This window comes from Vibrio sp. Y176 (genome assembly GCF_033438945.1).
Genome location: NZ_JAWOQS010000007.1, coordinates 23,578 through 46,247 on the forward strand (window position 1 = coordinate 23,578; position 22,670 = coordinate 46,247).

A 22,670-nucleotide genomic window follows, 5' to 3' on the forward strand; every position below is an offset into this window, starting at 1 on the left:
AAGATTTCGCGCTCCAATCGCTATATAATACTTCGCGATTTCCAAATAGATCGGTACGGTATGCGCGACTTTCTGCAACAAGCTAAACAGACTCACAGTTGTATTGCGATTGGAGAGCTGATCTATAACCCGAAGACACAGACCCTTCATCAAGATGCTATCGCGATTGATCTTGAACCTCGCACCATTGAATTATTAGAACTGCTGCTAACAAGCGTGGGACATCCGCTCTCTGCCGATACCATTATCGAAACCATTTGGCAGAGCAAATTCATCTCTAAGAATGTACTCACTAACCGCATTAGCACCTTACGTGCGCTGCTACAACAGCATCTCCCCGAGTACGATGCGACTAAGCTCTTGGTCACTTATCCTCGCAAAGGTTACTTTCTAAACCCAGCGAATATCCGTTTAGTGCCACCAGAGAAAAACCATCGACGTGCTATTACAGCTCAAGTTGCGAACCGTAAGAACTTCAAGCTAATTTTTGCTTATAGCTTGTGTGCCATACTTGCAGTTTGTAGCGTGACGCTCGCAAGCTTGTTATGGCAACGCCAAGAAATCTCAACACAACAAACACGTCATCAACTACTGATTCCCAAAGTCGAGCTACTACTCAAACGTGTCGATTCAATCGGCTCTCAGGCGCGAAAGTACCGCATACTGGTCAAAGCCATCTTGCTGCAACAACAGGTCGAATATCCATACACCGACATCGCCAACCAAGATGCTCCCAGTTACTTTCTTGATCCTATCGGTCATACGCCATATTTCCCTGGCGCACGAAACATGCAGACCAGCGACTACGAGCTCAATATCGAGTTAAAAGACGGCGCAAAACAGGGCATCTTGAAAGCGCAGATGAACCTTATTTATCCTGCGACGGGCAAGCTGGCGTTTCGCAATGAGTACACACTGCGTTTATCTGACCTACAATCGGATATTTTCCAAATGCACTCGGATGTCGCGCAATACTTCAATCTGCCTGCACCTTCGGCAAGTACGTGGCAGCTTTCGGATATTCACAAAAAAATGTTATTCGAGAATGCCTTTTCTAGCCAACCTCTCCGACAATCTGATGAGTTTGCGGCTATAACAACGGCAAGACATCTCGCCTTATACGAGCACGAACATCAAAAGCTGGAAGCGTATTTAACTCAAGTACAATCGTCGTTTGATGTTTTGCCAGATGAGCTGAGCCTCTGGTTAGGTCTATTGCATTTCAAATTAGGTAACTTAGACAGGGCAAAAGCTCTGTTAACGACACCAGATGGCGACTCACGTATCCAAAACGCACTGATTTATACCTTTGTGTCTCACATTGCTTATAAGCAGAACAAACTTGAACAGTTCCGTCTCAACTACATGGAATCACTGGTGGCGCTGCTGCGCGTTTTACCTTCCGAAACCTTGTTTGAGCGTCTTTCTCAATCTGAATCAAAAGAGACTTGCCTCCAACCGTGGAAAACGTTGCATGTTAGTGTGACCGATCAAGAAATCATAAGCCGATGGAAAGCTCTCATTAACGAGTATTGCACTAATGTGGCCAACGAAATAACTCCAAATAAAACAAAGACCTAAATATAAAATTAAGCTTTCATTAACCCCTGTTATCTTTTGTTTTTTGCCCTTTTTCTCTCACTGAACTTAGCATGCTCGCATTCAAGCAACGGCCCAACATGAAGCGGCCTTATCAATCAGGAATGTAAACCATGCTAAACAAAATGACGCTTATCGCAGCAGCAACTCTGGCTCTTTACGGCTGTGGCGGAGGTTCGTCTTCTGGCAGTGCGAATCCAAACAAAGTGCCTCAAGAAAGTTTCGACGTCTCGATTCACAACTCCATTTTCGCTCCTGTACCAAACACACAATTGAGCTATTCGTTTAGCTTGGATGGCCAACCAGAGGGCGACATGAAACTGAGCTTCCAAGCGATGGATAGCGAGCAAATATTGGCAGCATTGGCACAAATCCCAAACAGCGAGGCAATGGTCCAGTTGGTTAATGACTTGGTGAACTACGGCGCCGAACAGTTCTACTATTCAGACGAGCAGTACAACGACGACGAGAGCAATACGCTTTACTTTGCAGGATCAGATGGTGCACTCCATGAAATTACTGACGCTTATTTCATTGGTCATCAGTTTATTGCCATGCTTATGCACAGCGGTCCGATTTTCCGCCTAAACGGTGACGACGTAAAAGAGAAAAGCCCGAATATTGACATCGGTGAAGAAACTATGTCTCTGCAAACCACTCTTACAGGCTACGCAGTTCACAACCTTCTAGACCGTTTTGAAGAGCATGAGTGGGTACAAAACCTTCCTATGACAGCATCTTGCCAAGTGGTTTGGCAACAGCAAATCCGAGAAACTGGCGTGCGTAAATCGTTCTCGATCTCAGGCAAGAAAATTGAAGCGGCATACCTGATGGAAGAGAACATCTACAACCTAAACTGTGATGACATGGACTCAATGGAGTTCGCCACTTCGGCAGAACGTTGGTTTAATCCGAGCTTAGGTCTGATAGAACAAATTGAACTGCAGAAAGTACAACAAGTACAAATCAACGAAGAGAAAGTGCAGCTAACAGCGATTGAAACAAAATAAGCTAGAGATATCTCAATAAAAGAAGGCTTTGGGGAGCACACCAAAGCCTTCATCTCGAATATCAATCCTAGGGGTGATGACACCCGAGTTTATTCTTCTATCAACAAAATACGAGTTTCGTAAGGTCGTAACACTTGATGGTTTGACGCGACTGCGCTCGCTGAGTTTTGATAGTTAGATAACAAGTTTTTCGCTTTACTCATATCAAAACGTTCTGGCAGAACGCATTCCACCTCTTCAGCGTAGTAGTTATTGATACACAGCAGCGTTTGCTTATCGTTCTGACGAGCGTAAGCGAAAATACGTTTGTGCTCTGGCAGTAAATCTTCATAACGGCCATCGGTGATGACTGGAACCTGTTTACGCAGTTCAATCAGACGCTTGTAAAAGTAGAACACCGAGTTTAAATCGGCAACCGCAGCTTCAGCATTGATTTCAGTGTAATTCTTCGCCACTTCAAGCCAAGGCGTGCCCTCAGTAAAGCCCGCGTGTTTTGCACTGTTCCATTGCATTGGTGTACGTGAGTTATCACGCGACTTCTGTGCCAAGATCGCCATCATATCGTCATGAGATACACCATCACGGTTGACCATGATGTCGTACATGTTAGTACTTTCAACATCACGATATTGGCTGATTTCGGTATAATCCGGGTTGGTCATGCCGATCTCTTCCCCCTGGTAAACATAAGGTGTGCCTTGCATCATGTGCACTGATGCCGCAAGCATCTTGGCAGATTCAACACGGTATTGCTCGTCGTTACCTAATCGGCTCACAACGCGTGGCTGGTCGTGGTTACACCAGAACAGCGCCCCCCACCCTTTGCCATTTAAGCCCGTTTGCCAATGATTGAAGATCTGTTTTAACTGAATGAAATCAAACGGCGCTTTGGTCCATTTTTCACCATTTGGATAATCGACTTTCAGATGATGGAAGTTGAACACCATGGATAGCTCTTTGCCGTCTAGCGAAGAATATTGCTGGCAGTGCTCTAGCGTAGTGGAAGACATTTCACCCACCGTCACGCTGCCGTATTTTTGAAACACAGATTCGCTAATCTCTTGAAGGTATTCGTGCACACGTGGACCATCCGTGTAGAAACGACGACCATCACCAATATCGTCACTTGGAAAATCTTGCTGCTTGGAAATCAGGTTGATAACGTCGAGACGGAAACCATCCACTCCTTTTTCTGCCCAGAAGCTGATGACTTCTTTCACTTCTTCACGCACTACTGGGTTTTCCCAGTTTAAGTCCGCTTGCTCTTTAGCAAAAAGGTGCAAATAGTACTGGCCTGTTTTTTCATCCAGCGCCCAAGCGTTGCCACCAAACTTTGATTGCCAGTTGTTTGGTTCAGCACCATCTACCGGATCTTTCCAGATGTAGTAATCACGGTATGGGCTGTTTTTATCACCCAGTGCGGATTGGAACCACTTGTGTTCTGTCGACGTGTGGTTCACTACAATGTCCATGATGATACGAATGCCCAACTGATGCGCTTCTGCTAGCAAAGTATCGAAATCTTCCATAGTGCCGAACTGTGGATTGATCGAGTAGTAATCGGAGATGTCATAACCGTTGTCGATCATTGGCGATTGGTAAACCGGCGTCAGCCAAATCGCATCCACACCAAGATGCTTAAGATAATCCAGCTTAGAAATGATCCCTTTGATGTCGCCCGTGCCTTTACTGCCACTGTCACAAAAGCTTTTTGGGTAAATTTGATAGATGGTTGCGGTTTTCCACCAGCTCTCATCATGCTTGGTCATAGCCATTTCTAACACTCACTTACCAGTAATCGGAAACTTAAAATTTGAAAAGAAAAATAGGAGGAGGCAGCCAAGTCACTGCCTCAAATAGAATTACGCGTTTGCAGGCTCAAGCTCACCTTTGGCTTGTGCACGCTTATAAAGAATTAACGTTAATGCAGCAGGTACCAGCATTGCGACTAACATAGCCAAAGCAAAAATGCCCCAGAACTGCGGTTGGATAGACAAGATGCCCGGCAAACCGCCCACACCGATACCGTTCGCCATTACGCCCGCACTACCACAAATAGCAGCAGCACACGCACTACCGATCATCGCGCTCAGCATTGGGAACTTGTATTTCAAGTTGATGCCGTACATCGCCGGTTCAGTCACGCCAAGGTAAGCAGAGATAGCCGCAGGCACTGAGATATCACGCTCGCCGTGTTTTTTACTGATGATAATGATGCCGACGACCGCAGACGCTTGAGCAATGTTTGAAAGTGCAATCAGAGGCCAAATTGGCGTACCGCCTAGCTCTTGCATCAGTTGAAGGTCTACCGCGTTGGTAGTGTGGTGAATACCAGTAATGACCAATGGCGCGTATAGGAAGCCGAAGATGGTTGAGCCAATCATTGCGAAGTCACCCGTCATGGCTGCTTTTGCTGCGAAAGCAACGCCGTCACCCAACATACGACCGAATGGACCAATGATAGAGTGCGCAAGAATCACAGACACAATGATTGAGACAAACGGCACGACCACTAGGTAAAGGTAAGACGGAATGATGCGTTTTAAGTTGGTTTCAATAAACGCCAGAGCCATACCAGCAAGCATTGCTGGAATCACTTGCGCCTGATAGCCCACTTTCTCGATGGCGAATAAGCCAAAGTCCCACACTTCAGGTACTTGCTTACCAATCAGGTAGGCGTTCATCAACTGCGGCGAAACCAATGTCACACCAAGCGTGATACCCAGAATCGGAGTACCGCCGAGCTTTTTCACTGTCGACCAACACACGCCAACCGGTAGGAAGAAGAAGATCGCCTCACCAATCAGCCATAAGAAAGAGTGTACCGTTGCCCAAAACTGGCTGATTTCCGTTAGCGTTTGACCATCAAACATCTTGATGTCGCCAATCACGTTACGGAAGCCAAGAATAAGACCACCGGTAATGATCGCAGGTAGCAGTGGTACAAAGATTTCTGCAAGGTGGGAAATACCACGCTCAACGATATTCATGTTTTGACGAGCAGCGTTCTTCGCTTCGTCTTTGCTGGCTTCACTTTTACCCGTCAGTCCGATCAGTACCTTGTAAACTTCATCCACTTCAGTACCGATAACCACTTGGAACTGGCCTGCGTTGGTAAAACAGCCCTTCACCATCGGTAATGCTTCTAACTGTTTCGTATCTGCTTTGTCCGTATCATTTAGAACAAAACGCAAGCGAGTTAAACAGTGACTTACACTGGCAATATTGTCCGGCCCCCCGACCAGCTCAATAAGACGCTCCACGTCTTTACGCGCAATCTTACTCATAACTTTGTCCACCCTGTATTGGATACATTCGATTCATCATTTTGTTTTTATAAATGGGAACATTCCCATTTCTTAATTTTAATATTGCCATTCGAAGACAAAAAACAAAATGGGAACAGTCCCATTAATTGAGAATGATCACAGTATAATTTTAGAGCAGATCGTTTTAGTGTGGATTAACAAACGATAGGCTGTTGAGTAAAGTGAACCACTTCCTCATCACCATTTAATTGATTGATCAGCATGTTAGCGGACTTCTCACCTGCAAGGGTATAACCTGGGTCGACACTAAATACTTTAGGGAAAAGGAAAGAGAGCAATTCATTACCACCAACACCTGTCACAACCACGTCTTCACGGCCTAACTCTTGAAGACGCTTAATCACGCCCAACGCGATAGTGTCACTGGCGCACACGATGGCCTGAGTATCAGATTGAAGGACTTTGTCTACCAACTGATAAGCACTTTCATGGCTCAACTTACCCGTTTGGAAACAAGGTGCAATTTGCTTGCGTTGACACCAAGCTTTATAAGCATTTAGACGAGCTAAGCCAGTGGTTTTGTCTTCAGGATCAACACCAATATAAGCAATGCGAGATAAAGATTGCTGCTCAAGGTGAGACAAAGCCATGTCTATCACACCTTGGTTATCGTAGTTGATCGAGGAAACCATTTGCGTGTCCATCGCGATCACGACGATACGGTTCCCCCACTCCGTCAATGCTCGCTCATCACATCCAGTAAAGCCAAACACGATCACCCCATCGACGTTGCGACGTTTAAGCACATCCAAATGTTCATTGGTTTTATCGCGATCGAATTGGCTCTCCATGATCACCGCATCATAACCAGCGGAATACAAAGCATTGAGCATGGTACCAACGGCGCGATTTTCTGATGGTGAATCTAAACGGGAGATGATAACCCCAATAACTTTTTGGCTGCCGCCACGCATTGATTGCGCAGATTTGGACGGCACATAACCAGATTCACGAATGATTTGCTCAACCTTCTCTCGCGTTTGGGGTTTCACTTTTGGATCGTTAGTAAGCACACGGCTTACTGTCGATTTGCCCACGCCTGCCAATTTTGCGATATCAAGAATGGTGAGTTTTTTGCTCATAAGTGTTCAGATTAAAAGAAGGAATCAAACAAAAGGGAAGCAGTGGCTTCCCTTATCTCAGTCAGTAATTAAGATTACTTGTTTAAGTACGCAGGCACATCTGCAATGCTATCTAATACTACCGTTGCAATGGCTTCGCCCTGTTCCGTTACTGGCTTACCAGTGCGAACCAAAATCTTAGTGCCAACGCCTGCCGCTTCTGCTGCCATCATGTCTTCAGCTTTATCGCCGATCATCACAGATTTCTCCATGTCGATCTTCAAGAAGTCACGCGCAGAAATGAACATGCCTGGTTTTGGCTTACGGCACTCACAATCTTGCTTGTACTCGCCAATGCCATGTTCTGGATGATGTGGACAGTAATAGATACCATCGAACTCAACACCATTATCAGCAAAGTTCCAATCCATCCATTGAGTCAGAGACAAGAAACGGTCTTCACTGAATTTACCGCGTGCGATGCCCGATTGATTCGTCACTAACACTAGAAGGTAGCCTTTATCTTTTAGCGCTTTCGTCGCTTCAAATACACCATCAATGTACTCAAAATCATGTTCGTCATGAACGTAGCCGTGGTCAACGTTTATCACGCCATCACGATCGATAAAAACAGCAGGTTTTGCCAAAACGTATTTCTCTATTAACTCGGTTTAATCAGATTATTACATACCTTATAAACTTCAACACTATCTAATTCATTCTAGGCCTCGACAAAACGGTTGATTTGTTGGGCAAGAATCGGTAAATCTGAGGGTGCCCCGCCGTCTACCTCCTGCTTGTTATCTATACATCTTCGTTTCAAAACAGAACATCCATACATTTAGACGTCTAGACGTAAAAATATCTATTGACTTCATTCTGCTTAACCCATAGCATCAACTGAAAATTGAGATAAAGCTCAACATTAAGTTCTGTCAAAGGCCGTTTTTGACAGCGAAGTTCCCCGTATCTTTGGGCAGGTTGAAACATGATAGAAATAAAAAACGTCAATAAAGTGTTCTACCAAGGCAGTAAGGAAATCCTTGCCCTGAAAGACATTAACCTACACATCGACAAAGGCACCATCTTTGGTGTTATCGGTTCATCAGGTGCTGGTAAAAGTACGCTGATTCGCTGTGTCAACATGCTAGAAGCACCGACCTCTGGTTCCATCATCGTTGATGGTGTAGATCTAACCAAACTCAGTAAAAAACAACTAGTCGAAACACGCCGTAACATTGGCATGATCTTCCAGCACTTTAACCTGCTTTCGTCTCGTACTGTGTTTGATAATGTGGCATTACCCCTAGAACTGGCAGGTAAAGACAAATCGCAAATCACAACAAAAGTAACTGAGTTGCTAAAGCTTGTAGGCTTAGCCGACAAACACGAGAGCTACCCATCTAACTTAAGTGGCGGACAAAAACAGCGTGTGGCAATTGCTCGTGCATTGGCATCCGATCCTAGCGTGCTGCTTTGTGATGAGGCCACTAGTGCACTAGACCCGGCAACAACTCAATCTATCCTTGAGTTATTGAAAGAGATCAACCGCAAACTCAACATCACGATTTTACTTATCACTCACGAAATGGAAGTCGTAAAAAGTATCTGTCACGAAGTAGCAATCATCGGTGGTGGTGAGCTGGTGGAAAAAGGCACCGTTGGCGATATTTTTGCGCACCCTAAGACAGAGCTAGCGCACCAATTCATTCGCTCAACGCTGGATCTTTCCATTCCTGAAGATTACCAAGCACGTCTGCAAGCAGAGCGTGTTGATGGCAGCTACCCGTTGGTTCGCTTAGAGTTTACTGGCGCAACCGTCGATGCACCGTTAATGTCGCAAATTTCTCGTAAATACAATATTGATGTGAGTATTTTGAGTTCCGACCTTGATTACGCTGGTGGCGTGAAATTCGGCATGATGGTCGCAGAGCTATTTGGTAATGAAGAAGATGACAACGCAGCTCTTGAATACCTGCGTAAGCACAACGTAAAAGTAGAGGTACTTGGTTATGTCCTTTAATACGATTTCTGAATGGCTGAGCTTAAACAGCAAACTACTTTTAGGTGCAACGTGGGAAACGCTTTACATGGTTGCGGTTGCCGGATTAGTCGGCTTTGCTGTGGGTATTCCATTAGGCGTAATCCTCCATATTACCAAGAAAGGCGGCCTACTTGAAAACACCAAACTAAATAGCGGCTTAGGCGCTATCGTTAACATTGGTCGTTCTGTGCCATTCCTCGTACTGATGGTTGCGATTATTCCAGTGACAAAAATGCTAGTTGGAACCTTTATCGGTACAACCGCAGCAATCGTCCCACTGACTATTGGCGCCATTCCTTTTGTCGCTCGTCTTATTGAAGGTGCTTTATTAGAAGTACCGACAGGCTTGGTGGAAGCCGCGCAGTCAATGGGGGCGACTCCAACACAGATCATCACAAAAGTTCTACTACCTGAAGCAATGCCGACTATTGTTAACTCAGTAACGATTACCTTGGTCACTCTCGTTAGCTACTCAGCTATGGCGGGTACGGTAGGCGGCGGCGGCCTAGGCGACGTAGCCATCCGTTACGGTTTCCACCGCTACGATGTAACTATCATGGCCGTGACTGTCGTGATGTTGATTGTTCTAGTACAGATTATTCAGTCTATCGGTGACGCAGTGGTGCGCCGTGTAGACCACAGATAAGCATCAAAAATACAAATTATAAGGAGATAAAGATGAAATTTAGCCTTAAAGGTCTTTTGACTGTAGCAACGGCCGCCTCTGCTCTTGCTCTAGCGGGTTGCGGCGACAAAGAAGTAGACGTAAACAAAGTAAAAGTTGGCGTTATTGCTGGTGCTGAAGCACAAGTAGCCGAAGTTGCCGCTAAAGTAGCAAAAGAGAAATACAACCTAGACGTTGAGCTAGTAACATTTACCGATTACGTAACACCAAACGCCGCTCTGGATGATGGCTCAGTAGACGCGAATGCGTTCCAGCACAAACCATACCTAGACCAACAAGTGAAAGACCGCGGCTACAAACTGGCTATCGCGGGTAACTCATTCGTTTACCCTATTGCTGGTTACTCAAAGCAAGTAAAATCAATTGATGAAATTCAAGATGGCGCACGCATCGCAGTACCAAACGACCCAACTAACCTAGGTCGCTCACTACTGCTTCTTGAGCAACAAGGTTTGATTACGCTACGTGATGGCGTTGGTCTACTCGCTACAGTACGTGACATCGTAGGCAACCCTAAAAATATCGAAATCATTGAACTAGAAGCCCCACAGCTTCCGCGTTCACTGGATGACGTAACGCTATCTATCATCAACACCACTTACGCAAGCTCTATCGACCTATCGCCAGAGCGTGACGGCGTGTTCGTTGAAGATAAAGACTCACCATACGTAAACCTAATTGTCGCTCGCGAAGAAAATGTTAATGCGCAAAACGTACAAAACTTCGTAAAAGCTTACCAAACGGAAGAAGTTTACGAAGCGGCAAAAGAGCTGTTCAAAGGCGGTGTTGTGAAAGGTTGGTAATCCCACTTTTCAAAACATGACTGAAAACAACGTTCTAAACATAAACGTTCTAAACACAAAAGGGCTGATGTGAAAACATCAGCCCTTTCTATTTGTCTATCTACCCATTTAAGTAGCTTCAATTCGCTACTTAAGATGGTCCCAAGAGATGTTGGAAACGATTCGGCAGTCATCACACTTAAAATGAAATATGTCATGTAGTGGCTCATCGAGTAGCCACTCGCCATCGCATTTTGGACACTTGCGCGCTTTCTCGCTCTCCAGCGACTGACCACCGACACGATACTGGTAATAGTACGTAGGGATCTTCGTGATGTATTCGATACGGCCACGTAAGTCCCAACCTCGGCGAAACAGCACACTATCCACATCGCAAATTTCGTGCAGCGCCGCATGTTCCGCTCGGCAACCCCCTGCCATTTGGATTTCATCACACGCTTGCCACTCAGTCTGCCACTTAATGACGGCTTTATGGTCTCCATTAAGTGTTGGCTCATTACGATACAAAGGAATTGGCAACAGGGTTTCACCACTTCGCAAAGGCGAACACGTATGAACATAAGTCGTGTACAACACTTGCCAGCTAGGTGTCTCTTTTTCGGCTGCTTGTTCTGAATTCAAATCACGCCCCAGCATACGCATTTTCGGAGCAAGCAAAGACGCATCCGACAAACGGTTCATGCACACTTTGACGAAATCTGAGTGATAACGTGGATGCAAGCTGTCTTGTTCTGGGCAAACAACACGAACGAAAAATTCACCTTCTCCCATCACTATCGGAAATTCACGACCTAATACTTGGCCGTTGTAACGCAGAGCATCCATCAAGCCATTAATGGCTTTGTCTACCGCGCTGACGGTGGTGTTATCAAAACACTCAAACTGCAACTCAACAACATACATACTTAGACGGCAGCCTCTAACTTATTCAAGAACTCAACCAATGAATCTGCCAATACATCACGTTTAGAGGTACCCAAACGCTCTAGAATCACATTGCCAGTGAGGTTACAAATAGAAATCACATCCATTTCCTCATCTGTCGCTGCGATAAATACTGTTGGTTTAAGTTTCAAGCGGCGCTGCGTCACCAAATGACCAAGAATATTTTCTTGTAGACGCACGAAATCGTCATCGCTCCAGACTTGCAGCAGCGTCAACGAATTACCTTGCCAAGTTGCCTCCATATCGGCGCAGTATTGAGAACCATAAAAGGCTTTAACATCATCTTGCAGTGACAACTCAATCGCATTTTCCACATTGGTGAAATCGGCAATTTCATCACGTGCGACCGCTTTCCAAAGCACCTTTCCATCACGCTTCTCTTCGACACAAGGAGAAACAAGCTCTGCAAGCTCTTCACTGCTTGGCAACTCATTGTGCTTAGCTTGCCAAGCTTGTTGGTAGCGCAGGCTGAACTCTTGTAGCGCCTGAGTAACGTTTTGGGTCATGAAGGTCTCCTCATTCCTTATTTATCAGATAGCCGTACTTGCCGGATGGCAATTGACCAGCGGATTCAGTAAAATTCTCGCCATTCTAATCGAAAACGACCACAAAGTATGAGCAAATATTCTGACGCTAAAGAGCTTGCTGGCTTAACACTAGGTAAAACGACCGAGTATGCGAACCAGTATGACCCAAGCTTGCTGCAACCAGTCCCTCGCAGCCTGAACCGAGATGACCTCCAGTTAGGCGATACTCTGCCTTTCATGGGGCACGACATTTGGACGCTGTACGAACTGTCTTGGTTAAATAGTAAAGGTTTACCACAAGTGGCCGTTGGCGAAGTATACATTCCAGCCACCAGCGCAAACTTGATTGAATCGAAGTCTTTCAAACTGTACTTAAACAGCTATAACCAAACCCGCTTTGCAAGCTGGGAAGAAGTGACTGAGCGTTTAACACAAGACCTTTCTGAATGCGCAGGTGAAAAGGTGCTGGTTGAGGTGAATCCAGTGACCCACTATACCAATCAACCTATCGTGACAATGGACGGTGAATGTATAGATAACCAAGACATTGACATCACCAGTTACGATTTTGATGCCGATTTGCTTGAAGGTGCGGCAGGTGAAATACAAGTTGAAGAGGTGCTACATAGCCACCTATTGAAATCAAACTGTTTGATCACTAACCAACCCGACTGGGGCAGTGTAGAAATTCGCTACCAAGGCGCAAAAATAGATCGTGAGAAGCTGTTACGTTACTTAGTGTCTTTCCGCGAGCACAATGAGTTCCACGAACAGTGTGTAGAACGTATTTTTACGGATCTAATGAAATACTGCCAACCAAGCAAACTGACCGTATTTGCCCGCTATACGCGCCGTGGAGGCTTGGATATCAACCCTTACCGCTCAACGGAACAAGATAAGCCAGCTCACAATCACCGTATGGCTCGTCAGTAAGCGCATAGGCAACAGAAATAAGTTCGGCAATCTAAAGGGTTGCCGGACGTTTTTATTGTCCAAGCATGTTACTATATCAAATGGCTTCAACCCGTATTTAAACGGCTAATTGAGGCTTTTCACCGTTATCGCCATATCTAAAAACAGTTCGAGGGAACGAAAGGATGTTTTGGGACAGTTCGCGTCTATTCAAATTGATTGGCTTTCTTTGCTTGCTGTTTGTACAGCCACTTCATGCAACCATTTTATCGTCCGCGTTACTCAACGAAGCACAACAATTGGCGGAAATAGAGCCATCACAAGCAAAACAAGCGGCAACCAACTATTTGTCACAGCGTGAACTAACAGAACGCAAAGAAAGTGACAGCCCTTCAGCCATGTCTCGCGACGAAACAGATCGTAGCGTTCGCACACCAAGCAGCACCATCGAAGCGCACAAGATTATCGCTCAGGCAGATTACGCCATGGGTAATGTTCGTTCGGCTATCGAGCACCTAAATAAAGCGGAACGCTTAGCGCAAGAATATCAATTGCCGTACATGGACTTAGATCTCCAGCTGATGCGCAACCAAATGATTTGGATGTACGACGAAAACTACTCAAAAGCGGAAGACACGCTTAACCAAATTGAACAACAGCTCGATGAAGCCGATGCCGTATTACAACGCACCGACAGTGTTCGCTACCGACTAGTGATGCAAAGAGCACTCCTCGCTTCACATAGTGGCGATATCATTAAAGCGGAAAACTTGTACTCTGAAGCAAAGACCATGCTTGACGATAGCCGCTCTGAGTTAGCCTTGATCGACTACTACACAGCCGTCGGCGAGTTTTACCTCAATAGCAAGAAATACAATTTGGCTTTGTCAGAACTGCTATACGGTTATTGGCAATCTATTGAAAGTAACAGTGGTGCAAGGTTAGCAAAAGTGAATCGCCTTTTGGCTAGGCTCTTCCAGGAGCGACGAGTGTACGACAAAGCGATCGAATACTTATCTCAAGCCGCAGATTTTTATGACTCTTACCCTAGCTCTCCGATCCTAGCGGACGTCCTAGAGCAAATGGGCGACATCTACTTTTATCAGGGTAAGTTTAACCTTGCGTTAGTGCATTACTTCAACGTGCTTGACCATGAAAGTACCAGTAAGAACATCAATAGAATCATTAAAATTCGCTTAAGCTTGGCGGCTACCTACCTACAACTCTATAACTACGCGCTAGCAGAGCAGTACTTAGACCGCTCTAAAGAGCTTTTAGAATACACCAATATTCCTAAGCTTGAAGCAAAGGCTGCCCTGCTTCAGTCAGGTCTGGCTTATCATCAAAATGACAGTAAAGACGTCATTACTAACGCAAAGCTGGCGTTAGCGCTTGCTGAAAAGTCACCTGAAAATAACAACTTCATTAAGCAGCAGTCATACCGTTTACTTGGGTTGGGTTACGAGCAGGCAGGCGAATACAAACTTTCTCTGCAAGCTTATAAAAAATACACAAACCTCGTTCGTCTAGAACAAAAGCAGCTTAACCAAATCAGTGAGGATGCGTTCCGTCAGCAAAAAGAATTTGCCGAACAAACCATCCATTACATCGGTCAATCAGAACGCTTAGAGCAAGTGGAAAGAGAGCATCGTAAATTCCAGAAAATCTCATTTGCATTGTTTATTACTGTATTGGTCATGTTTTTGTTCATTATGCGCCGTGGTGTCATTATGCAGCGCCAAGCAAGTGAAATCGAAAAACTGCGTAACGACCTCTTCACCCACTCTCGCTCTCGTTTACGTAACTTGCGTATGCTGAATGTTAAGCTTTCTCGCTCATTGAAAAAGTCGAGCGAAACTTTCGAGCAATGGCAAATGGGTGAATTGATCCACGAACCACTTAATGATCGCCTACGCTTTGTTATGATCGATTTGCCATTCTTACGAAGCATGTACGTCCATAACGGCTATAAGGCAGGTCTAGAACTAGAACGTGCATTTGGCGACTTCCTTGCGGAAAAAATAGAAAAACCGTCGCGTCTTTACCATTTCTCAGATGCGAACTTACTCTACATAGAACCGAACGCTGACCGTGATGCTTCTGCCGAAGTCATGTTCGAAAAATTCCAGACTTGGGTGGATGAGTTCGCTCAGCAGCACAACGTCAATCGTATTATTCGTATGGGCATCAGCGATTATCCGTTCTTACCCCGAGCCTACACTGCAATTAACGATGAGGAATTACTCGATCTGTTGTTGCTTGCGACTCACATCGCACGAGAAGTCAGCTTGAAGGATAAGCAAAGCCACTGGGTGTTCTTAAAAGCCATCGATAATGCGCCTGCTGCTAGCTTTGCAACAGGTAACATAAGAACTGCCTGTCAACATGCCATTAGCCAAGGCCTGATCAAGATCCATTCGTCCTACAAGAATGAGGACGACATCAAGAAAATATTAAAAAATGGATAATTAAACGCCTGTTGAACGTAATAACTAATGACGCTATAAAGTTTTTTGTTATTATCAGATAATTGTCAGTAGTACATGGACTTAACCGTAGTCACTTCATGGGAATCTTGGAATCCGATATTCAGTCGCAGCTGCATCAGCTGAGTTGTCAACTTGACCAACTCAGACTGACTCATCGTGATACTTCACTCAAATTCAAACGTGAACAACAAGTTCTTAAACGCGTTGTGGCATCATTGTCTTCAGCTTGCCAGGGTTCGAATACTCAGGTATCCAACTACCTATTTGAAATCCAACAAGAGCTGCAACATCAAAAAGATATCAGCACTCTTATCCCGCGTTTAGCGGTATTAGAGAGGATGCTCAAACAGCAGTCGAAGACGATGGATAAACAGAACGGTTACCTTGACGAACAAATCAAGCACAGTGGTGAAACACTGCAACGTGTCACGGGCTTACCTGCGCAGTTAAAACGTGAACTACGGAACCTGATGAGTTTCTCTGAAGTTCACGCCAGCAATAAAGCTGATCAAGCCACTAAGCTACTGAGTATTTACGAACGCGCTCTGAAAATCATCACGTCTAATTCACGTCTACATCTTAGTGAATTTGAAAACAATCCTGACAGATCTCAACTTGAATGCTTGGCCAGCGACCTTCAACATACTATTACAGAGCTGGATTTCGAGGGAGAATCAGGCGATAGATTGCTGGATATTCGCGCTAAGTTGCTCCTTGGCGTGAGTGCCGAGTCTCTCATTGAGCTTACGCTCTCAACGCTGAAACTGGTTGTCGAAGCAACAAAGTTCGAGCGCGAGGCGTCTAGCCAATTCCTTGATCAGCTGAACACTTCTCTCGCAAGTAACCTAAAAACCGTTCATCAAAACGTCGACCAGCATCATACCTACTTTGAACACCGCCAAGAGCTCAACACAGAAATGAACAGCTTGGTTGAATTGAGCCAAAAGTCACTTAATCAAGCTCAAGATATCGCGGTTGTGAAAAAAGAAATCACGCCTCTTCTCGAAAAAATGGCGTCGCTGACAGAGCGACTGAAAATGACGGAAGAGCGAGAGCAAGCGCTGCAAGAGCGGTTAAGTTACAGTAAGAACCAACTCGAAGCGGTATTTGAAACTACGCAAGATTATCGTCGACGCTTAGATGACCAAGCTCAGCGTATGTTGCTCGACCCGCTGACTAAAGTTTATAACCGCACTGCATTTAACGATCGACTAGAGCTAGAGTATCGCCGTTGGATTCGCTCTCAGCAAAACCTTCGTGTTGTGCTGTTTGATGTAGACAATTTCAAAGCGGTGAATGATAGCTATGGTTATACGGCTGGCGATAAAGCGCTGAAGATCATCGCTCGTACTATTAACAAGCGCGTATCAGAAACGGAAACAGTGGCTCGCTTTGGTGGCGAGGAGTTCATTCTACTCGTCCCGGAACAATCTGAAGAATACACACTGGATCTTATTAAGCATATCCAGCGTGATATTAGCCAATTACCCTTTAAGTTCCGTGAGCAAAATATCATGATTACCTTAGCTGCTGTATCGACGTCTTTCAAAGAGTCCGATACGCCAGAGTATGTGCTCGATCGTCTTGGCAAGATGCTTGCGGACGCTAAAAAACGTGGAACAAACCAGCTTAACTGGAGCTAAGATTCGTACAAAAAGCGAGCAAACAAACCAAGTTTGGTGCAATCTTCGCTTTATAACCACCCATTTTCAACGAGTTATCACATTTCTTCCCTTTTAGTCTGCTAAGCTGTAAAAACCCAAGTCACTTCAAGATGATGTATTTATAAAAGGCAAATGTATCATCTTGAGGTTGCTTGGGAGTTGATAACCATAAAACCAAATCGGCCAACTACCTTTCATCAAACCATACGTATAACACCAAAAAGGTAAGTTGGTACTTTCCCTCAAATTAATGCAACACAAGGAGGCGTTATGATTACCCATATAAGCCCCGCTGGTAGCATGGACTTGCTATCTCAACTAGAAGTAGAGCGCTTAAAGAACACAGCCTCGAGTGAACTTTATCAGCTGTACCGTAATTGCACATTAGCGGTGTTGAACTCCGGTAGCCATACCGACAACTCGAAAGAACTGCTCGATAAATACCAATCGTTTGATGTCAACGTCGTGCGTCGTGAGCGTGGTATTAAGCTTGAGCTGACTAATCCGCCAGAGCACGCTTTTGTTGACGGCGAAATAATTAAAGGTATCCAAGAGCATCTGTTCTCCGTATTGCGTGATATCGTTTACGTAAACATGCATTTGGCAGACGCCCAGCGGCTCAACCTTACTAACCCAATTCACATTACGAACCTCGTGTTCGGCATTCTTCGTAATGCCAGAGCATTAACTCCAGGTATCGCACCGAATCTTGTCGTATGTTGGGGTGGTCACTCTATCAATGGAGTGGAGTATCAGTACACACGTGAAGTGGGTAACGAACTGGGCCTGCGTGAACTTAACATCTGCACAGGTTGCGGCCCTGGTGCAATGGAAGGGCCGATGAAAGGTGCAGCAATTGGGCACGCAAAGCAACGTTATACTCAGCAACGTTATCTTGGTTTAACCGAACCCTCGATTATTGCGGCCGAGCCACCAAACCCAATAGTAAATGAGCTGGTCATCATGCCCGACATCGAAAAGCGCTTGGAAGCTTTCGTCCGTATGGCTCATGGTATCGTTATTTTCCCAGGTGGCCCGGGCACAGCGGAAGAGCTACTGTACATTCTTGGCATCATGATGCACCCGGATAACGCCGATCAGCCAATGCCTATCGTATTAACAGGACCAAAAGAAAGTGAAGAGTACTTCCGCTCTATTGATGAGTTCATTCGCGACACACTTGGTGAGGAAGGGCAAAAGCACTACGAGATCATCATTGACGACCCGGCAGAAGTCGCTCGTATTATGAAACGCTCCATGGACTCGGTACGCCTTCACCGAAAAGAGAAAGGCGATGCGTACAGCTTTAACTGGTCATTGAAAATTGAGCCCAACTTCCAACTGCCATTTGAACCTACTCATGAGTCGATGGAACAATTGGATTTAAGCCTAGCTCAAGAACCGCAAGTTTTAGCGGCCAACTTGCGTCAAGCCTTCTCTGGCATAGTGGCAGGTAACGTAAAGGCTGAAGGTATTCGAGAAATAGAACGTAGAGGGCCTTTCACCATTCATGGAGACGCAGTCCTCATGAAAAAACTCGATAAGTTGCTAAAAGACTTTGTCGAACAGCACCGAATGAAATTACCTGGCGGTTCAGACTACGAACCGTGTTATCGAATCGCTCACCCGGAAATTGGTGGTCGATAGTCAGGCTAGCATTCGTTACACTAGGGGCATTACGCCCCTTTTTTTATTGCTAAGTCATTATGTCTATTCATCTTGTTATCATTGATGCCCTAAACCTGATCCGCCGAGTGCACTCAGCACAACCAGATCCAACCGACATAGCAAGAACCATAACCACAACGCAAAGAACCCTCACTCGCATTCTGTCAGAGGCCAACCCGACACACATCATCGCAGTTTTTGATCACCACGAACAAGACAGAGGTTGGCGCGCTGAAATTCTCCCTGACTATAAGCAAAACCGAAAACCAATGCCTCTGCCACTACTGCAAGGGTTAGATGCGATTCAACAAGCGTGGTGGGAGCAAGGTATTGATTCATTGCTGTCTGAAGGCGATGAAGCAGATGATTTGGTTGCTACACTCGCAACGAAAGTGGCCAGCCATGGTGAAAAAGTCACCATCGTTTCGACTGACAAAGGTTACTGCCAGCTACTTTCCCCTACCCTACAAATCCGTGATTATTTCCAACATCGTTGGTTAGATGAACCATTTATCGAAAAAGAGTTCGGCGTAAAACCAAGTCAACTAGCGGATTACTGGGGATTGACAGGGATAAGCTCTAGCCAGGTTCCGGGCGTACCTGGAATTGGCCCGAAAGCAGCGAAAGAGATTCTCACTCAGTTTGAGAGTATTGAAGCTGCCTACGCTAGTGAAGATCTCGTACCGAAATACCGTAAAAAATTGGATGAGCACATTGAGTCTGCTCGTTTATGTAAACGCGTCGCCGCTTTAAAGTGCGATATAGAACTAGGCTTTAACTTGCAAGATATTCGCTTTTTAGGGCCAAACAAAGCGGAGTAGTGCCCGATGGTAGTTTCACACCATGAAACCCTCAGATATTAAAAAAGCGCCATTTGAAGGCGCTTTTTCTATTCTAATCACTATCCCCAAAAGACTCAGGGAATAAAGTTAGTAAGGTGAAATATTCGACAGACATTGGATATGAATCGTGATTTCTTCACGATCATGATACAAATGTTTAGCTTGTAGCTTGAACTTTACCTTATTATCAATGAGGAACTGCTTCAGATTTTCAAGGTCTTGCAGCACTTCGTCATAACGCCCTTTCATTGGCAGCTTAAGGTTAAAGATAGCCTCTTTTGCCCAACCTTTTAACAGCCACTGTCCCATCAGGTGAGCAACACGAGCTGGCTTTTCCACCATGTCACAAACAATCCATGTTACGTTCTTGCGGTCTGGTTCGAACTTAAAGCCATCCACCATATGGTGTTTGATCTGGCCAGTTTCCATCAAACTGTCTGCCATCATGCCGTTATCAACGCAGTGAACGAACATTGAGCGCTTCACTAATTGGTACGTCCAACCGCCTGGACATGCACCTAAATCCACACCCCACATACCTGGTGCTAAACGCTCATCCCACTCTTCACGTGGAATAAAGACATGAAATGCTTCTTCCAGTTTAAGTGTTGAACGACTTGGAGCGTCTGCTGGGAATTTAAGGCGAGGGATACCCATGAAGAACTGTGAGTTGTTGTCAGTGTAAGAGTAACCAACGTAACAGTGGCCAGGCTCAACAAAGCAAATGTGCAGTACTGGTTTTTTCGCGTTATCTTTGTTCAGCATTAAGCCTTTGCCGCGCAACGCTTGACGCATTGGGACGGTAAACTTACGGCAGAATTTCAGTAGCTCTTTCGCTTCATTTGTATCTGGCGTTTCAATTCTCAAATCACCACAACGAGGGAATGCTTCAATGTCTGCTAGTTCATTCAAAATTGGACTAATGCGGTCATCACTTGGCAACGATTGAAACTCAGCTGCTACCGCAAACATTTGTCGAGCAAAAATTAAAGACTTAAAGTCTAAACCTCTCGCAAGTTTGTCGGCATCTCCATCTTGGTAACACTCGAAGACAACATAACCTGAGTTTCTCTTCACACGAGGGAAGCCATACACTTCCAACTGTGTCGCTTTGTCCTGAATTTCACCAGCACACTCTTTCTCAAAGCCAGAACGGCAATAGAGCATTAGTTGTTTCACTTGGAGACCTCTTTGATATTGAACGCAGCAAAAAAGAACAGACACCAACCAATCATGAACAGTAATCCTCCCACAGGAGTAATTGGCCCAAACCACTTAATGCCCGTCAGCGCCAGCGCGTAAAGACTGCCGCTAAAACAAAAGATGCCGATAATAAAGCAAATCGCCGCAATGAAAAAATATTTTTGTGCTTTTTGTCCCAAATTGAGCAGAAGCAGAATGGCACAAAACACAATCGCCAACGTGTGAATAAATTGATACAGAACTCCGGTCTCAAATACACCGAGCAAATAAGGGGCCAGTGTCGCTTTTAGCCCATGAGCAGCAAATGCTCCAAGAGCGACCGAAAGCAGCCCAGAAAAACCAGAGAATGAGAGTAACCACTTACTTTTCACTGTACACCTCTTTTATAAACGCCGCTAACTGCTCTATCACGAGTGCAATGTTACCCACTTCAGTATGACCTGAGATCTTGCGCGGTTTGAAGCTGTGGTCACCATCAGGTAAAAAGCTCACCGTTACTTGTGACGAAAGGACGAAATCATCGAATTCCTCACGCTTACCAAAGGTGTCTCGTTCCCCTTGCAGAATCAGCGTAGGTTTCTCAATGGTTGCTAAGTGCTCGCCTTTGTATTTCTCTGGCTTTCCCGGCGGGTGAAATGGAAACCCTAAACAGGCAATGCCCGCCACCAGCTCATTTTCAGCCAACAAGCTCGACATACGACCGCCCATTGACTTACCACCAATAACCACGGGAGAAGAAGTAAAGTGAGCGATCACTTCGCTGTATGCTTCGAGCAACTTTGGCGCGCGATCGGGCGGACGCTTTTTGCCATCTTCCGAACGTTTCACCATGTAAGGGAAATTAAAACGCACTACACGAATACCTTGCTCCACTAATCCTTTGGCGACCGCTGTCATGAAGTCATGCTCCATCCCCGCACCTGCGCCGTGAGCAAAAATAAACAGCGGTCCGTTTTCAGGTCCCTCAGCTATCCAGTGATTCATCCAATACTTCCTCTTGTTCTTTTCTCGCGGTTGCTAACATCCAATCTCTAAACGTTGCGATTCGGCCCATATCTGCCTGCTGTTCATGACACACCACATAGAATGCATTCTTAGATATCAACACCTCGTCGAATGGTGCAATGAGTCGCCCGGCTTCCATTTCAGGTTTGGCGAGTACGTTGTTACCGAGCGCGACCCCCTGACCGTGCGCAGCAGCCTGTAGCACCATCGTTGAGTGACTAAAAATAGGACCGTGGTTTACGTTGATGCCTTCAATGTTGTAATGACGAGCAAACTGCTTCCAGTCTTTACGCGAAGTATCGTGTAACAAAGTATGTAATTTGAGGTCACTTAAAGATTCTAATGGTTTGTTACCCAAAAGTAATGAAGGTGAACAAAGTGGGATCAAAAACTCTTGGTACAATTTATCTGCTCGCAAACCTGGCCAGTTCCCACGGCCATAGTAGATCGCCACATCAACATCATCAGTCAGTGAGCCTTCATCCATATCTACGGCTTTAATACGTACATCGATATCGGGCTCTTGAGCATTAAAATCGGCCAAACGAGGTACAAGCCATTGGATAGCAAAACTCGGCGGTAGGCTAATCGTCAATGCCCCTTTTTCGCTACGTTCCAACACCTTATCTGTCGCTTCCGCAATCGAGGTGAAAATATCTTTGATATCGAGAAAGTAACTTTGGCCTTCTTCTGTTAACAACAAAGAACGATTACGTCGACGGAAGAGCTTCAATGATAAGAACTCTTCAAGCGCTTTAATCTGGTGACTGACCGCGGCTTGAGTAACAAATAACTCTTCTGCTGCTCGTGTAAAACTGAGATGACGAGCAGCCGCTTCGAAGACTCGAAGCGAATTTAATGGAGGCAATCTGCGAGACATATGG

Annotated in this window: 20 protein-coding genes; 10 read left to right on the plus strand and 10 right to left on the minus strand. The window is 45.3% G+C overall.

Features of this window, described 5'->3' with window-relative positions:
* Positions 1-60: 60 nt before the first annotated feature.
* Together R7O13_RS17475 and R7O13_RS17480 are read left to right on the plus strand one after the other, a co-directional pair.
* A complete protein-coding gene (locus tag R7O13_RS17475; RefSeq protein WP_213880559.1) occupies positions 61-1,581 on the plus strand; it encodes a winged helix-turn-helix domain-containing protein in 1,521 nt (506 codons plus the stop codon).
* Positions 1,582-1,712: 131 nt separating this feature from the next.
* Entirely contained in the window at positions 1,713-2,609 is an 897-nt protein-coding gene (locus tag R7O13_RS17480) for a hypothetical protein (protein WP_213964611.1), read from the plus strand.
* An 89-nt stretch (positions 2,610-2,698) separates the two neighbouring features.
* Here R7O13_RS17480 and treC read toward each other — a convergent pair whose 3' ends face one another.
* The 4 genes from treC to gmhB form a co-directional block, all read right to left on the minus strand.
* The gene (treC, locus tag R7O13_RS17485; RefSeq protein ID WP_318304340.1) at positions 2,699-4,384 is read right to left on the minus strand and encodes an alpha,alpha-phosphotrehalase; all 1,686 of its coding nucleotides are present in this window, start codon (positions 4,382-4,384) and stop codon (positions 2,699-2,701) included.
* An 87-nt stretch (positions 4,385-4,471) separates the two neighbouring features.
* A complete protein-coding gene (gene treB, locus R7O13_RS17490) occupies positions 4,472-5,896 on the minus strand; it encodes a PTS trehalose transporter subunit IIBC (RefSeq protein WP_005381959.1) in 1,425 nt (474 codons plus the stop codon).
* Positions 5,897-6,072: 176 nt separating this feature from the next.
* The gene (treR, locus tag R7O13_RS17495; protein ID WP_256900435.1) at positions 6,073-7,020 is read right to left on the minus strand and encodes a trehalose operon repressor TreR; all 948 of its coding nucleotides are present in this window, start codon (positions 7,018-7,020) and stop codon (positions 6,073-6,075) included.
* 74 nt (positions 7,021-7,094) lie between these two features.
* Positions 7,095-7,646: a D-glycero-beta-D-manno-heptose 1,7-bisphosphate 7-phosphatase gene (gmhB, locus tag R7O13_RS17500; protein WP_005381961.1), complete on the minus strand. Its 552-nt coding sequence runs from the start codon at positions 7,644-7,646 to the stop codon at positions 7,095-7,097.
* Between the two features lie 341 nt (positions 7,647-7,987).
* Between gmhB and metN the strand changes: the two genes are divergently transcribed.
* Genes metN through R7O13_RS17515 form a run of 3 tightly spaced genes read left to right on the plus strand, consistent with a single transcriptional unit; the run spans position 7,988 to position 10,531 of the window.
* Entirely contained in the window at positions 7,988-9,022 is a 1,035-nt protein-coding gene (gene metN / locus R7O13_RS17505) for a methionine ABC transporter ATP-binding protein MetN (protein ID WP_005381962.1), read from the plus strand.
* Positions 9,012-9,689 carry a methionine ABC transporter permease gene (locus R7O13_RS17510; RefSeq protein ID WP_005383604.1) on the plus strand — a complete coding sequence of 226 codons (678 nt, stop codon included), beginning with the start codon at positions 9,012-9,014 and terminating at the stop codon, positions 9,687-9,689. The genes metN and R7O13_RS17510 overlap by 11 nt, the downstream gene beginning before the upstream one ends.
* A gap of 32 nt (positions 9,690-9,721) precedes the next feature.
* The gene (locus R7O13_RS17515; protein WP_005381966.1) at positions 9,722-10,531 is read left to right on the plus strand and encodes a MetQ/NlpA family lipoprotein; all 810 of its coding nucleotides are present in this window, start codon (positions 9,722-9,724) and stop codon (positions 10,529-10,531) included.
* 126 nt (positions 10,532-10,657) lie between these two features.
* Here the strand turns inward: R7O13_RS17515 and R7O13_RS17520 are convergent, their stop codons facing one another.
* On the minus strand, positions 10,658-11,434 hold the full coding sequence (locus R7O13_RS17520; protein WP_158157279.1) for a Zn-ribbon-containing protein: 777 nt from the start codon (positions 11,432-11,434) through the stop codon (positions 10,658-10,660).
* Between the two features lie 2 nt (positions 11,435-11,436).
* Entirely contained in the window at positions 11,437-11,982 is a 546-nt protein-coding gene (syd, locus tag R7O13_RS17525; RefSeq protein WP_213868800.1) for a SecY-interacting protein, read from the minus strand.
* 108 nt (positions 11,983-12,090) lie between these two features.
* Here syd and queF point away from each other — a divergent pair, with 108 nt between their 5' ends.
* From queF to xni, 5 genes are all read left to right on the plus strand, one after another.
* On the plus strand, positions 12,091-12,936 hold the full coding sequence (gene queF, locus R7O13_RS17530; RefSeq protein WP_318304341.1) for an NADPH-dependent 7-cyano-7-deazaguanine reductase QueF: 846 nt from the start codon (positions 12,091-12,093) through the stop codon (positions 12,934-12,936).
* A gap of 164 nt (positions 12,937-13,100) precedes the next feature.
* Positions 13,101-15,383 (plus strand): tetratricopeptide repeat protein, encoded by a 2,283-nt coding sequence (locus R7O13_RS17535; protein ID WP_017635678.1) that lies wholly within the window; start codon positions 13,101-13,103, stop codon positions 15,381-15,383.
* Between the two features lie 98 nt (positions 15,384-15,481).
* Positions 15,482-17,047: a sensor domain-containing diguanylate cyclase gene (locus tag R7O13_RS17540; RefSeq protein WP_005381978.1), complete on the plus strand. Its 1,566-nt coding sequence runs from the start codon at positions 15,482-15,484 to the stop codon at positions 17,045-17,047.
* A gap of 291 nt (positions 17,048-17,338) precedes the next feature.
* Positions 17,339-18,715, plus strand: coding sequence for a nucleotide 5'-monophosphate nucleosidase PpnN (gene ppnN, locus R7O13_RS17545; RefSeq protein WP_318304343.1), 1,377 nt, complete (start codon positions 17,339-17,341; stop codon positions 18,713-18,715).
* A 59-nt stretch (positions 18,716-18,774) separates the two neighbouring features.
* The gene (gene xni / locus R7O13_RS17550) at positions 18,775-19,557 is read left to right on the plus strand and encodes a flap endonuclease Xni (RefSeq protein WP_005381982.1); all 783 of its coding nucleotides are present in this window, start codon (positions 18,775-18,777) and stop codon (positions 19,555-19,557) included.
* Between the two features lie 108 nt (positions 19,558-19,665).
* On the opposite strand, the gene rlmM is transcribed toward xni, so the two are convergent.
* Genes rlmM through R7O13_RS17570 form a run of 4 tightly spaced genes read right to left on the minus strand, consistent with a single transcriptional unit; the run spans position 19,666 to position 22,666 of the window.
* Positions 19,666-20,757: a 23S rRNA (cytidine(2498)-2'-O)-methyltransferase RlmM gene (rlmM, locus tag R7O13_RS17555; protein ID WP_017820611.1), complete on the minus strand. Its 1,092-nt coding sequence runs from the start codon at positions 20,755-20,757 to the stop codon at positions 19,666-19,668.
* Complete coding sequence (locus R7O13_RS17560) at positions 20,754-21,152, minus strand: DUF423 domain-containing protein (protein WP_154204796.1); 399 nt, start codon at positions 21,150-21,152, stop codon at positions 20,754-20,756. Before R7O13_RS17560 ends, rlmM begins: the two co-directional genes overlap by 4 nt.
* On the minus strand, positions 21,142-21,765 hold the full coding sequence (locus tag R7O13_RS17565; RefSeq protein ID WP_154204797.1) for an alpha/beta fold hydrolase: 624 nt from the start codon (positions 21,763-21,765) through the stop codon (positions 21,142-21,144). The genes R7O13_RS17560 and R7O13_RS17565 overlap by 11 nt, the downstream gene beginning before the upstream one ends.
* The gene (locus R7O13_RS17570; protein ID WP_005383616.1) at positions 21,746-22,666 is read right to left on the minus strand and encodes a transcriptional regulator GcvA; all 921 of its coding nucleotides are present in this window, start codon (positions 22,664-22,666) and stop codon (positions 21,746-21,748) included. The genes R7O13_RS17565 and R7O13_RS17570 overlap by 20 nt, the downstream gene beginning before the upstream one ends.
* Between the last annotated feature and the right edge of the window lie 4 nt (positions 22,667-22,670).

What these genes read in the sequence shown, in the direction of transcription:
- R7O13_RS17475 (WP_213880559.1), top strand. Translation starts at nt 61, where the DNA reads ATGCGCGACTTTCTGCAACAAGCTAAACAGACTCACAGTTGTATTGCG.
- R7O13_RS17480 (WP_213964611.1), top strand. Translation starts at nt 1,713, where the DNA reads ATGCTAAACAAAATGACGCTTATCGCAGCAGCAACTCTGGCTCTTTAC.
- treC (WP_318304340.1), bottom strand. Translation starts at nt 4,384, where the DNA reads ATGGCTATGACCAAGCATGATGAGAGCTGGTGGAAAACCGCAACCATC.
- treB (WP_005381959.1), bottom strand. Translation starts at nt 5,896, where the DNA reads ATGAGTAAGATTGCGCGTAAAGACGTGGAGCGTCTTATTGAGCTGGTC.
- treR (WP_256900435.1), bottom strand. Translation starts at nt 7,020, where the DNA reads ATGAGCAAAAAACTCACCATTCTTGATATCGCAAAATTGGCAGGCGTG.
- metN (WP_005381962.1), top strand. Translation starts at nt 7,988, where the DNA reads ATGATAGAAATAAAAAACGTCAATAAAGTGTTCTACCAAGGCAGTAAG.
- R7O13_RS17510 (WP_005383604.1), top strand. Translation starts at nt 9,012, where the DNA reads ATGTCCTTTAATACGATTTCTGAATGGCTGAGCTTAAACAGCAAACTA.
- R7O13_RS17515 (WP_005381966.1), top strand. Translation starts at nt 9,722, where the DNA reads ATGAAATTTAGCCTTAAAGGTCTTTTGACTGTAGCAACGGCCGCCTCT.
- R7O13_RS17520 (WP_158157279.1), bottom strand. Translation starts at nt 11,434, where the DNA reads ATGTATGTTGTTGAGTTGCAGTTTGAGTGTTTTGATAACACCACCGTC.
- syd (WP_213868800.1), bottom strand. Translation starts at nt 11,982, where the DNA reads ATGACCCAAAACGTTACTCAGGCGCTACAAGAGTTCAGCCTGCGCTAC.
- queF (WP_318304341.1), top strand. Translation starts at nt 12,091, where the DNA reads ATGAGCAAATATTCTGACGCTAAAGAGCTTGCTGGCTTAACACTAGGT.
- R7O13_RS17535 (WP_017635678.1), top strand. Translation starts at nt 13,101, where the DNA reads ATGTTTTGGGACAGTTCGCGTCTATTCAAATTGATTGGCTTTCTTTGC.
- R7O13_RS17540 (WP_005381978.1), top strand. Translation starts at nt 15,482, where the DNA reads ATGGGAATCTTGGAATCCGATATTCAGTCGCAGCTGCATCAGCTGAGT.
- ppnN (WP_318304343.1), top strand. Translation starts at nt 17,339, where the DNA reads ATGATTACCCATATAAGCCCCGCTGGTAGCATGGACTTGCTATCTCAA.
- xni (WP_005381982.1), top strand. Translation starts at nt 18,775, where the DNA reads ATGTCTATTCATCTTGTTATCATTGATGCCCTAAACCTGATCCGCCGA.
- R7O13_RS17565 (WP_154204797.1), bottom strand. Translation starts at nt 21,765, where the DNA reads ATGAATCACTGGATAGCTGAGGGACCTGAAAACGGACCGCTGTTTATT.
- R7O13_RS17570 (WP_005383616.1), bottom strand. Translation starts at nt 22,666, where the DNA reads ATGTCTCGCAGATTGCCTCCATTAAATTCGCTTCGAGTCTTCGAAGCG.